Source organism: Citrobacter sp. Cpo069 (assembly GCF_030332785.1).
Classification (GTDB): Bacteria; Pseudomonadota; Gammaproteobacteria; order Enterobacterales; family Enterobacteriaceae; genus Citrobacter; species Citrobacter portucalensis.
This window is the reverse complement of sequence record NZ_JAOWHD010000025.1, coordinates 1-10,671: the sequence shown is the minus strand read 5'-3', so window position 1 is coordinate 10,671 and position 10,671 is coordinate 1. Positions and strand designations below refer to the sequence as shown.

Below are 10,671 nucleotides of genomic sequence, written 5' to 3'. Positions count from 1 at the left end.
AATACGACTTAAAGGTCGTATTATTGTTTCATCGAAAGGGGAATGGCCCCTCTCACAATAGCCCAGCAGGGCAGGAGATTTAAAATGAAATGCTCATCTGTTTTTACTTCAACCACTAATCATGTTTTCACATTCGAACGAGTAACGCTTTGCACTATTATCCTTATGCATAAGGATACTGGACAACAGTATGTTGTCATATTTACTGATAACAATAAAATTCGTGACTATAAAGCCGGAATTGTTCCTCAGTTTGGCGAACTTAAGCAGAGTGATGTTGATTTAGTCCTTTTCTACAGGGACGAATATGAAAAATATTTTGATTCATTAAAAGATGGCGATGAATGCTTGAGTTTTAAAGATTTTATTGAGTGTCTTTGTTAAGCATTATGAATGCAGGGGCATCCCTGCATTTTCTGGAAATTTCAATATTGATTCTGAAATTGTCTATTAACATCAATGCAAGGGAAATTCATGAAAACGTTAAAACAAGCCGCAATGCAGTTTGCATCTGATCTGCGTAATAATCGCTGTTTTAAAGCTGCTTATAATGATGCTCTGTTAGAGCTTGATCGGGAAGATTTAAACGCCATTGTACAATGCACATTTCTTTTTGAGCCAAAACGAACATTAGCCGAACTTGATAAATTAATTAAAAAGATAGAAGTAGAAGAAGATTATGAGTTTTGTGTATCCCTTGATAAAGGTAAAGGATTACACGAAGTCAGAACATTTAAAAGTGAGCGTGAGGCGTTGGATGCTTATCGCATTTTGACTCTTTACGGATACACAGTAACTATAGAAAAGAAGGAGGGTAATGACTGACTATTCAAGGTGTGATCAGGTTGTTCCACCAACCTGATCACGTTATCGACAATCAAAACTGAATGAGGTTTTTAAATGTCAACGCGGCAGATCGTACAGCTTGCTGATTCCCTTGTCAAAGGCTGGGAAACCAGAATTCCGGCAATGAAATTTAGCGAATGGGATCAATTCCGGTGGTGGTTAAACTACTTGCAAGGGTATGAAATGTTTTAAATAAAAAAAGGGGCTTTCTGCCCCTTTGTATTTTTTGACAAAAATGCCATGTGTAACTATAATTAGTTGCATATCTATAGGGGATGGATTTATGGGGAAAACAGATAAGCTACTGGCAAAGTTTTTAAACAGTAAAAAAACGTTTGAATGGGATGAACTGGTCGTTTTGTTTTCCTCTTTGGGATATGTCAAAAAGGAAATGCAGGGGTCAAGAGTGCGGTTTTTCAATGCTGAAATCAATCACACCATATTAATGCATCGTCCACATCCGGAAAGTTATATCAAAGGTGGTACGCTGAAAGCAATTAAACAGAATCTGAAAGAGGCTGGATTATTATGAAACATTTAAAATATAAAGGATATTTAGGCACGGTTGAACCCGATTTTGAAAATAATGTCCTGTATGGAAAACTGGCGTTTATTCGGGACCTGGTAACTTATGAGGCTTCTACATTAGCTGAACTGGAACAGGAGTTTAAAACATCTGTTGATCTGTATTTACAGTCTTGTGTGGAGGATGGAAAGGAACCTGATACCCCGTTTAAAGGCGTGTTTAACGTCAGGCTTGATCCAGAACTGCATCGTCGGGTAGCAGAAATGGCGATGGAAGAAGATTTATCGTTGAATGCCTTTGTTAATAAGGCTCTGGAAAAAGAAGTCAGCAATCATCGCGCAGGGGCTTAATTGCCCTTGTTTTTATGCCCTGTAAGGGCATGGGAGGCGCTTTGCGCCGGAAGCCCCGCAGCGCAGCGAGGACTTAAAAAGCGTTACGGCTTCAGCCGTAACAATTCCCAGCCCTGCCAGGCCTGTTTTTTCTTTCACAAATCTTTCAGCTATACGTTTGCCTGATGGTCGAAGACGAAAGAATCTTTCAGCAACGAAATCTGGACATATGCAGCGACGATTTTATAGCCAGGCACAGTGCCACATATGGTACAATCAATGCCGGATATGCGCTTATTGATGCCCTGCCTGGTATAGCGGTTAATCCTGATATGACAGCATTATGGTCTGAAAAGCAGGCTGCCATAGAAAATGGCGATCTGACGGTTGAACAGTTTATTAATGATCTGTACGGTGAACTGACAGGCATGATTTCTGATGTTGACCTGGGCGAGATGAAGATTAAACCCGCTGCGCCAGCAGGGCAGTTTCAACGCCTGGACTCTCCCTGCCCTTCCTGTGGTAAACATATTGTTATCAGGCCGAAAGGTTATTTCTGTACCGGATGTGAATTTAAAATCTGGAGTGAGTTTTATGGTAAGAAAATCACCCAGGCACAGGCCGAAAAACTGGTTAAATCAGGGAAAACCGATTTGATTAAGGGATTTAAAAAGAAAAGTGGTGGAACGTATGATACAGTTCTTGTCCTTGAGGATAAGAAAACAGGGAAACTGGGTTTTCCGGCAAGGGCTAAGAAGTGAAAACAAAGCAGGAATGGCTTTTTCAGTTAAGAAAATGTAAATCAAGAGATACTCTTGAAAAAGTTATTGAGATTAACCGTTACAAACTGCCTTTATCAGAATCAGAGGCATTTTATTCTGCCGCAGATCATCGCCGAGCAGAACTGGTGATGAATAAACTTTATGATAAGGTGCCTTCCGGCGTCTGGAAGTACGTACACTAAATAAGAGGATTAATTATATGAGCGAACTGACTAAAGAAGATGAATACGGCATTATCAGCCGTACTATGATGAATATTCGTTCATTGCGTGTTTTTGCCCGTGAAGTTGATTTTGAGCAATTGCTCGAAATGCAGGAAAAACTGAACGTTGTTGTTGAAGAACGTCGTGAAGAGGCTGAACGTGAAGCGGCTGAACGCCAGGAACTTGAAGCCAAACGTCAGCAGGCCATTGAATACATCATATCTTTAGGTCTTGATCCCGAATCACTCCTTGCTCCTGTAACAGCAGATACAGTAAAAACCAGGCGGAAAGCCAAAGGCGGAGTAAGAAAGGCTAAATACCGCTTTAAGGATGAAAATGGCGAGATCAGAGAATGGTCTGGTAATGGCAAGCGTCCGCTTGCTTTACAGAAGCTGCTTGATGAGGGCCATTTCATGGAAGATTTCCTCATTGACAAACTGCAACCTGGGCAGGTTGAATAAAATAATCGTGATGCCGTCGCAAACAAGTTTGCGACGGCAAATGGAGGGGACAGAACAGCCAGCGGCGCTGGCAAGAAATTTTATCGTTTGATAAAGAGGGAAAATGATGATCAAATCAAAAAAAGTAGTGGTTATTTTTGTTGCTTTGAGTTCATTCTTGCTGGCAGGGTGTGATTCACCAAAAGATGCTAATAAGCAAAACTTTGAAAAAGCTATTAATACTCGACTAGAGAAGGAATGCATTACTATTAGTCCGCTGGGAATGTTTGATAGTAAGCCTTATCCGGTTCAGGTAGCTGTGGCTCAGGCTAATCGATATACATCTCAGGAACGGGCAGATGAAATAAATTCTCGACAGTTTTCTGCGCTGGATGTACTGGTCAAAGCCGATTTATTAACAGTAAAAGATACCCTGGTTGATGACGTTATTGGTTTTACTAAGACGGGTAAGAAAGTGCCAGGCCGTGAATATGCTCTGACAGATGAGGGGAAAAAATATCTGAAGTCTCCGGAACGGCCTGATTTTTGCGTTGGTCATTATAAGGTGGATGAGATAGTTGATTTTACCGAACCTGGTGATGCTATGGGAATGAAGATCACGCAGGTGAATTACACATTCAGTCCCACCAGTATCGCTGAATGGGCGAAACGCGATGATGTTCGGACAGCATTTTTAGGACTTGAGTCTGATTTGAAAGAGAAACAAACAAAACGTATTACACTGGTTTTGAAAAATGATGGATGGTCTGCTGAACGGTAGGCTGTAATGGTGTTGCTACGTGAAAAATCCCCCACGTATATCCCCTACTTTTTCACGGATTTCACGTAGCGCACCGCCGTTAATGACTCTATCAAAAATACTCACCGATATTTTTCACACCGCAAACAACCTAACTTACTGTAAAACAACAAATCAGCTTTGCGCCGGTGACGCATCGATCGCGCTGGCCAGCGCGATCCTCAGCTGCGACCGCTACAGTATTTTTGAACAAGATTACCCTTGCTCCGGTTTAATTCGCCAGGCAGTTAGACATACAGGTGATTCTGTCCAGATTTCATTAGTTACAACATTCACATGTTCCGTTCCTTTATCCGGTGCCCTGTTCCGGTCTATGTGCCCATATCCTGGGTTATTCAGGATAACCGCTTCCTTTTCGCCCTGCCCTGTCGTTCATATCCCCCTGGACAAAAATGCATTATCGGAAAAAATGTCCAAAAATTTTTTTGGTGATCGGAATTTTTGTTGTCGGACGCACCTCTGCTTCAGGTCATAATTGCTGGCACGTCCAAAAAAACAGGTGCGGAGATTAAAAAATTGAGTCATTTACCCGCCAGCATTTTCCAGATTTCACGTAGCGACGCCTGGAATTTAACCCTCTCTCCCGATGCAGCCCGTAATATGCGGGATCTTGCAGCACAGATTGGCGCAGGAATGCCGAAATATCTGATAGCACCGGAAGTCTCACTGCTTCTCTCCTACATCGATGATCTGAACATCCGTATGTATTTTGAGACGCTCTGGAATACCGGAGCACGACTGAACGAAGCTCTGGCACTGAAACCTGCCGATTTTATGCTGACTCCGACGCGGCAGTACCCGCAACCCGTGGTGATCCTGAAAACACTCAAGCAACGTCTAAAAGAAGCAGAAAGAAGACCAGGACGCCCGACCACCAGGCATCCACCATTACATCCTGATCCGCGATACAGAAAACCACAGGAGCCTGCTGTAAGGCTGGTTCCTGTTCTGGATGCCGGATACGCATTGCGTATGCGGGAATACCTGGCGACCTGGAAAAAGCGGATCAAACATCAGCCTGTGTGGGACATAACATCGAGACAGACACCGCTGAACTGGATAAACACCGCAGTGGCACGGGCAGAGCGTGACGGCGTAACATTTTCGGTTCCGGTCACGCCTCACACGTTTCGCCACAGTTACGCCATGCACCTGACAATGAGTGGCGTTCCTCCGCGCGTCCTGCAATCCCTGCTGGGACACCGTTATGCAAGAAGCACCGAGATTTACACCCGCGTTTTTTCGCTGGACGTCCTGACAGGAAGTGGCCTGTCCTTTACCTGCGATCCACGGCGAGCAAAACAGCTTCTCGGATACCCTGAACGCATTAATGATGAGTAATAATACACACCATTAAACTGTTGCCAGCACGCAATAGTACGGTTATACTTTCACCACAAAAGATTGTGTATTAATACACACTATTTAACCGGGAGGGTTTTGTGATGGGAAAAATCATTACAGTTGCAGGGCATAAAGGCGGCATAGGCAAAAGCACCGTGCTTTGTTCCTTATGTGTCTGTGCCATCAGGAAAGGGAAAACAGCCTGTTTCCTGGAAACAGACTCGCAGGGAAGCATCAAGGACTTCATTGAGGAACGTAAAACCAACGAGCGGCTGTCTGAAATACCGTATTTCGAGTGCTACACAGATATTCCGGCGATGGCACGAAAACTGGCTGCCCGCTTTGATTATGTGTTTGTTGATACGCCAGGAATGAAATCTCCGGCCTTCGTTAAGGCACTGAGTTGTGCTGACATTCTGTTCACATTCATTGAGCCAGGAGCAGGCATCGAGATCAACACGCTGGGACGGCTGGTTTTCGACATTAAAACAGCACAGGCCGGAGTCAATCCATCAATGAAAGCATGGATTGTCCTGAATAAGTGTTCAACTAATCCGTCAGACAGTGAAGCGTCAGAACTGCGCCGACAACTCAATGATGATCCTGACTGGCTTCCGGTTCCCCGCCAGCGTATCTATATGCGTACTGCGCATAAAAAAGCCTATAACAGTGGTATGGGCGTACACGAATACGATGATAAACGGGGAAACAAAGCCCGTGGAGAGATTGAATTACTGTTAAAAGAAACGGATGTTCTGTAATGTGTATTATTACACACTATAAGCGATGATATACTCACACCCTTAATAGTGTGTATAATTACACACCTTACTAAAAACAGGATACCGAATCTAATGGCAAAGCTCCCAAAGAAAATTGATCAGGAAATTAAACCGCTGGATTTACGCCAGTTTGTAAGTTCTGCTGCACAAAAACCAGCATCGGCATCCGCAGTAACGCGTATAAATCTGACCATGACAGATGATGATCTGGATACAGCGCAGGTGTTCCAGAACAAGTACGGCGCAAGCCGTGCTGAAGTTATCAGAGCAGCACTGGCAGCGTTACGTCTGGTATCAGCAGAAGAACGCCGGAGGCTGTTTGATGATATAAGGAAAAACAGCCCGAAAGCAGGAAGACCAACCGTGAATAAATAGTGTGTTTTATTACACACCATTAAAGGAGTACAAATATGCTTATGAAGGCCATTAAATCTGTATTCAATTTTTACATGCTCTATTTGCAGCCTTTTATTGGAGTGGTTCTTGCGGGTTATGGTGTATGGAAATTTTCAGGTGACAGTATCTCAGCATTACTGGAACCAGCATCGTACTTTGTCATTGGAACTGTTGTTTTGTTTGTATGGTATATAGCATGGCAAAAAGAACGTTCTAAAGAAGAAGAGTTTAAATCAAGTATAAAACCAGAAGATTTTGTGAAGTGAGGATACGGAATAATGCCAGCTTATAACCAGACATTAGGGCACTTTAGGGGATTTTCAATCTATGGAACACTGCATCGTTGATTTAGGCATTATAAACTATCATCCTGTCATTACATGGACAGTACCTGTTGCATTTTTCTTTTTAGTAGTGCTGGCTGGTATAGTATTCAATATTGGCAGGAAAAGTAATCTAATCGTTTTCATCCTGGCAATGTTGCTCCCAGTAACAACGGTTTTCATTTTTATGTTACTGGGCGGTAAGATCGATATGTGCTGATCAATTAAAAGAGGATTATACAATGATAAATTCAATCGCGTTTAGTCTTATAGCGTTATGTATAATATATATATCATCACTACTTAAAAAAAGTAACTTCAGAATATTTTATATAACCGTATCTACGTGCTCTTTATTATTATCATGTGTACCAAACAAGTACGGTATGATTGGCATAGCAGCATTGGTATTTACAACCATGTTAGGACCATCATTAATTATTTTAGAGGATAACAGACAATAAATTATGACAATGCGTTTGTTAAGCCCGCAAATATGTGGGCTTATTTTTAATTTCTAATATTTTTACTCTTCATCATCCCGCAGGAACTGACAAAAATCTTCGCTCCCCATCATATCGACAGTGTTTTTAAATTCGAAAAAAGAAATTCCTGTCATAGCACACACGCGCTGGATAATCAGTTTTTTCTTTTGCTGTCTGACGGTTGCGGTTTCACCAAACTGGATAACAGCCAGGACTGTTTCATCATATGATTTCAGGACAAAATCACAGGTTATATTCTGCACTTCACGGATTAAATCTTTTACAGCTTCCTCGCTACCATGAGGACGAACAAATTCAATGAGCCGTATTTTGGGAAAAACGGAATAATCAGGTATAATATTACGTGAAAGAATGCCTAAAAACTCTGATTCATTATTTGAGAGTAAGGGTACTTTAGTAAAACAATCAACCTCCCCAATGGCTGTAAAAGCATTGGTTGTCAAAGCTGGATTGTTCTTAATAAAATCAGAGAATACATTTTCAGCTGATGGCAAAACAACAGCAGAATTATGTTGTTCATCTCGTTTTTTATTACGGTTAAATATCATTTCATATTCCTTTTAAAAGAGCCTGCGGCAGGCACAGGCAAAAACATCGTTTTTGGACAATCTGATTCAAATGTTAACATTTGACATCGGATTGTCTATCCTACATTGTTCTTTACTGTCTGTAAGATCGGCGCTCATTCTTCCGGCGTTCTCCCGATACCAAAAAGACGGAACGCAAAACGGCTTTCGATCCACCATTCAAAAATCTGCTCTGCGCAACCACAAACAGTTAAGGCGATCCATGCAGCAAGAACAACGTAACTACTGACATCTGCACCCATGTACCAGGCGATAGTTAAACCCATCACTGCGATACCGCCTAAAAACTGCAACAAGAAACGAAATCCCGCAAGAATCCCCAATGGAATAACAACAACCAGATAAAGGGAAGCAGCCAGAAGGTATCTGACAGGTGTCAGCAGATAAAAGAACCTGGATATTTTCTTTTTGTCAGAATAAACGGCATCATTTGCAACATCGGTTGAATGATCATTCATGCTGTCCCTGATTCTTTGAAAATCTACGATATTATCCTTCATATTGTTATGACCTCAATTTTCAGGTGGGTACATTTTATCAAACATATTAGTAAACTCTGAGTCTTCCCTGGTATCGCCCTCATAACCAATTGTATAAGAGAACTTTAATTTATAAACTTTTCTCCCAATTTTTTCTGAAACTACGAAACTTAAGTTCTTTACTTCCGTATGTTTCATGATTTCTTTTACTGATTTATTAAGAACATCTCTTTTAAAAGCAGGATAATCTGGATACTTATAATCCTTCACCCCCCCCGCCCCTATTGTATAAAGATTCAATTCATCTTTAAGTTCATCTATTGTCATTTCAAAACTATTCGCGCGAGAATTATTACTATATATTTTACGAATGAGTTGATATAGTGATGCAGCATTAACACTTGTCAGTCGAACAACAGATAATAAAACTTGCGTTGTATAACGTTTTTCTTCACCAATAAGTTTACATAAAAATCTTTTCGCTTCTTTCGTAAACTTGATCCCCACTCTACCTTCATTCCTGTAATAAGTAGAAAAAACAGTCAGACTCAAATTCATTGAATCAGGTACATTACTTTTAGTGAACTTAAATCCCAAATCACTACTCAGTTCTAATATTTCATCATGTTTCAGCTTAAGAAGCGTCGTATCTAATATATTAGAGCCATCCCTCAAAGCAAGATAAGCCGCATCAGGCTTAACCTGAACCCATTTAATGTAATCGGCAACTGTCACATAAAATATGTGATCATCATCGAATTCATTTTTAGAGTTTATCTGGCACATGGCTAAAAATAAGACTTTTTTAGCAGCCATAGGCAATGTTGACAGCGTTGAATTCAATTCATTTCGATGTCTCACTTTTGTTAAGCGAGAAAGGGAAGTCTTATTTGTCGTCATTCTCATTGTTCCAACACTCTTGATAATCAGACTTTAACACCAGAAACATGATATTACAACACAATCAATATCATGTTTAACCGAGTATCTTCTCATGTTTCATATCTGTGATTTATCTCACAAAGGTAATCCATGCTCAAAATCCACACTGGATTCAAGGCAGATTAACAACAGATTCAAAATAGATTCACCAGAAAGAACAACGAATTAGTATTCTTATGACACATTTTGTGGATATCACCGAGGAAGCTCTCATGTTTAACCGAGGAAGTTATCATGTTTAACCGAGGAAGCTCTCATGTTTAACCGAGGAAGCTCTCATGTTTAACCGAGGAAGTTATCATGTTTAACCGAGGAAGCTCTCATGTTTAGACAAAAAACACGCTTAAAATCAATAAATTAGAGCTACTCTAAGTTTTTAAGTTTTTAAGAAAAACAAGAAAAGATAAGGCTTTTAATGCGTGCGAATATTCAGGAACTGTGGATAACTCAACAAAACCAGCAACGATGATGGTTCCTTACCATAAATCTGTCCCCCGATGATTATTACCCGCAAGCTAAAACAAACATCATCAATCATTAAAACTCATAACTTTCAATAACATAAAATCATCAAAAAAATATTTGATGCCTTATGTATCTCAATTTTCAAGACCATAAATTTGTCCCTAGTTAACTTTAACTTATTGAAATAAATATAATATTCGTGCGTACTGATCCTAATGTCACATCGCAAAAATTCCGCTTCCTCGCTCACTCAGTCGCTACGCTCCTGCCGTTCGGCTGCGGCGAGCGGTATCTCCTTTCTCAAAACCAGAGAGATTCAGATCATATGATCCGTTATTTGATCCTTTTTGGATCTTCCACTAAGAAGCCCTGAATCGCGCTCTGCCGCTTCGTTCGATACAACCATGAGGAAAACCATGCGAAATGAAAAAAATCGCTTAAAATGCGATTCAGAGCGTTTTAGGGAGGTTCTGTTAGTTCTCCTGCATTGCGCCCGTAGTTCGCTAACGCTCACACGCGCAGTACAGCGCCCCGCCATGCTGCAATGCACCAGGGCGGGGTAAACTCGCTTGCGCTCGCGCTAACTGCGGCATTCTGCGGCGCAAATCAGCATAATCATGGCCTGCTGGTCAGTTGGGCTTTGCAGGGTGAAGGGATGGCCTGTGCACCCTGGTACGTTCGTCAGCGGCTGCGCCGCGCTTCGGGGCGATGTGGCTCCTGTGCTGCCCTGGTATTTTCGTTCGCCCCTTCCATCCGCTTACGCGGATTAAAAAACGTGATAACAATCACTTATCGAGTAAAAAAACGGGAGAAAACTTGCAAATACGACTTAAAGGTCGTATTATTGTTTCATCGAAAGGGGAATGGCCCCTCTCACAATAGCCCAGCAGGGCAGGAGATT

The 10,671-nt window shown here is 41.4% G+C and carries 15 protein-coding genes and 1 pseudogene; 13 read left to right on the top strand and 3 right to left on the bottom strand.

Translation table 11 applies throughout. The annotated features are described in order from the left end of the window. Positions 1–84 precede the first annotated feature (84 nt). From OGY08_RS00585 to OGY08_RS25175, 13 genes and pseudogenes are all read left to right on the top strand, one after another. Positions 85–384: a hypothetical protein gene (locus OGY08_RS00585; protein ID WP_000650309.1), complete on the top strand. Its 300-nt coding sequence runs from the start codon at positions 85–87 to the stop codon at positions 382–384. Positions 385–474: 90 nt separating this feature from the next. Then, complete coding sequence (locus tag OGY08_RS00580) at positions 475–825, top strand: hypothetical protein (RefSeq protein WP_000854259.1); 351 nt, start codon at positions 475–477, stop codon at positions 823–825. Positions 826–1,129: 304 nt separating this feature from the next. Then, complete coding sequence (locus OGY08_RS00575; protein WP_000520549.1) at positions 1,130–1,378, top strand: type II toxin-antitoxin system HicA family toxin; 249 nt, start codon at positions 1,130–1,132, stop codon at positions 1,376–1,378. Next, complete coding sequence (locus tag OGY08_RS00570) at positions 1,375–1,722, top strand: type II toxin-antitoxin system HicB family antitoxin (protein ID WP_000681613.1); 348 nt, start codon at positions 1,375–1,377, stop codon at positions 1,720–1,722. Before OGY08_RS00575 ends, OGY08_RS00570 begins: the two co-directional genes overlap by 4 nt. Positions 1,723–1,979: 257 nt before the next feature. Next, positions 1,980–2,462 (top strand): annotated as a pseudogene (locus OGY08_RS00565) (topoisomerase C-terminal repeat-containing protein); the annotation flags it as partial. Beyond that, positions 2,459–2,665, top strand: coding sequence for a hemolysin expression modulator Hha (hha, locus tag OGY08_RS00560; protein WP_000850856.1), 207 nt, complete (start codon positions 2,459–2,461; stop codon positions 2,663–2,665). The pseudogene OGY08_RS00565 and the gene hha, both read left to right, overlap by 4 nt. A 17-nt stretch (positions 2,666–2,682) precedes the next feature. Then, positions 2,683–3,147 (top strand): H-NS family histone-like protein, encoded by a 465-nt coding sequence (locus OGY08_RS00555; RefSeq protein WP_001293141.1) that lies wholly within the window; start codon positions 2,683–2,685, stop codon positions 3,145–3,147. A 103-nt stretch (positions 3,148–3,250) separates the two neighbouring features. Continuing rightward, entirely contained in the window at positions 3,251–3,907 is a 657-nt protein-coding gene (locus OGY08_RS00550; RefSeq protein ID WP_000972912.1) for an SEN1982 family lipoprotein, read from the top strand. Between the two features lie 555 nt (positions 3,908–4,462). Further along, positions 4,463–5,287 (top strand): tyrosine-type recombinase/integrase, encoded by an 825-nt coding sequence (locus OGY08_RS00545; protein ID WP_001353741.1) that lies wholly within the window; start codon positions 4,463–4,465, stop codon positions 5,285–5,287. A gap of 104 nt (positions 5,288–5,391) precedes the next feature. Next, complete coding sequence (locus OGY08_RS00540; RefSeq protein WP_000516222.1) at positions 5,392–6,051, top strand: nucleotide-binding protein; 660 nt, start codon at positions 5,392–5,394, stop codon at positions 6,049–6,051. Between the two features lie 93 nt (positions 6,052–6,144). Next, positions 6,145–6,447, top strand: coding sequence for a hypothetical protein (locus tag OGY08_RS00535; protein ID WP_001096507.1), 303 nt, complete (start codon positions 6,145–6,147; stop codon positions 6,445–6,447). 35 nt (positions 6,448–6,482) lie between these two features. Continuing rightward, positions 6,483–6,734, top strand: a complete 252-nt coding sequence (locus OGY08_RS00530; RefSeq protein WP_000928750.1) for a hypothetical protein — start codon at positions 6,483–6,485, stop codon at positions 6,732–6,734. Positions 6,735–6,795: 61 nt separating this feature from the next. Then, on the top strand, positions 6,796–7,011 hold the full coding sequence (locus tag OGY08_RS25175; RefSeq protein WP_000399462.1) for a hypothetical protein: 216 nt from the start codon (positions 6,796–6,798) through the stop codon (positions 7,009–7,011). Positions 7,012–7,317: 306 nt separating this feature from the next. On the opposite strand, the gene OGY08_RS00525 is transcribed toward OGY08_RS25175, so the two are convergent. From OGY08_RS00525 to OGY08_RS00515, 3 genes are all read right to left on the bottom strand, one after another. Continuing rightward, positions 7,318–7,845, bottom strand: coding sequence for a DUF2726 domain-containing protein (locus tag OGY08_RS00525; RefSeq protein ID WP_000577043.1), 528 nt, complete (start codon positions 7,843–7,845; stop codon positions 7,318–7,320). Positions 7,846–7,979: 134 nt separating this feature from the next. After that, positions 7,980–8,384 (bottom strand): hypothetical protein, encoded by a 405-nt coding sequence (locus tag OGY08_RS00520; protein ID WP_012421203.1) that lies wholly within the window; start codon positions 8,382–8,384, stop codon positions 7,980–7,982. Positions 8,385–8,396: 12 nt separating this feature from the next. Next, positions 8,397–9,263 (bottom strand): replication initiation protein, encoded by an 867-nt coding sequence (locus tag OGY08_RS00515; protein WP_001353743.1) that lies wholly within the window; start codon positions 9,261–9,263, stop codon positions 8,397–8,399. Positions 9,264–10,671 lie beyond the last annotated feature (1,408 nt).

What these genes read in the sequence shown, in the direction of transcription:
- OGY08_RS00525 (WP_000577043.1), bottom strand. Translation starts at nt 7,845, where the DNA reads ATGATATTTAACCGTAATAAAAAACGAGATGAACAACATAATTCTGCT.
- OGY08_RS00530 (WP_000928750.1), top strand. Translation starts at nt 6,483, where the DNA reads ATGCTTATGAAGGCCATTAAATCTGTATTCAATTTTTACATGCTCTAT.
- OGY08_RS00555 (WP_001293141.1), top strand. Translation starts at nt 2,683, where the DNA reads ATGAGCGAACTGACTAAAGAAGATGAATACGGCATTATCAGCCGTACT.
- OGY08_RS00550 (WP_000972912.1), top strand. Translation starts at nt 3,251, where the DNA reads ATGATGATCAAATCAAAAAAAGTAGTGGTTATTTTTGTTGCTTTGAGT.
- OGY08_RS00570 (WP_000681613.1), top strand. Translation starts at nt 1,375, where the DNA reads ATGAAACATTTAAAATATAAAGGATATTTAGGCACGGTTGAACCCGAT.
- OGY08_RS00515 (WP_001353743.1), bottom strand. Translation starts at nt 9,263, where the DNA reads ATGACGACAAATAAGACTTCCCTTTCTCGCTTAACAAAAGTGAGACAT.
- OGY08_RS00520 (WP_012421203.1), bottom strand. Translation starts at nt 8,384, where the DNA reads ATGAAGGATAATATCGTAGATTTTCAAAGAATCAGGGACAGCATGAAT.
- OGY08_RS00580 (WP_000854259.1), top strand. Translation starts at nt 475, where the DNA reads ATGAAAACGTTAAAACAAGCCGCAATGCAGTTTGCATCTGATCTGCGT.
- OGY08_RS25175 (WP_000399462.1), top strand. Translation starts at nt 6,796, where the DNA reads ATGGAACACTGCATCGTTGATTTAGGCATTATAAACTATCATCCTGTC.
- OGY08_RS00585 (WP_000650309.1), top strand. Translation starts at nt 85, where the DNA reads ATGAAATGCTCATCTGTTTTTACTTCAACCACTAATCATGTTTTCACA.
- OGY08_RS00535 (WP_001096507.1), top strand. Translation starts at nt 6,145, where the DNA reads ATGGCAAAGCTCCCAAAGAAAATTGATCAGGAAATTAAACCGCTGGAT.
- OGY08_RS00540 (WP_000516222.1), top strand. Translation starts at nt 5,392, where the DNA reads ATGGGAAAAATCATTACAGTTGCAGGGCATAAAGGCGGCATAGGCAAA.
- OGY08_RS00575 (WP_000520549.1), top strand. Translation starts at nt 1,130, where the DNA reads ATGGGGAAAACAGATAAGCTACTGGCAAAGTTTTTAAACAGTAAAAAA.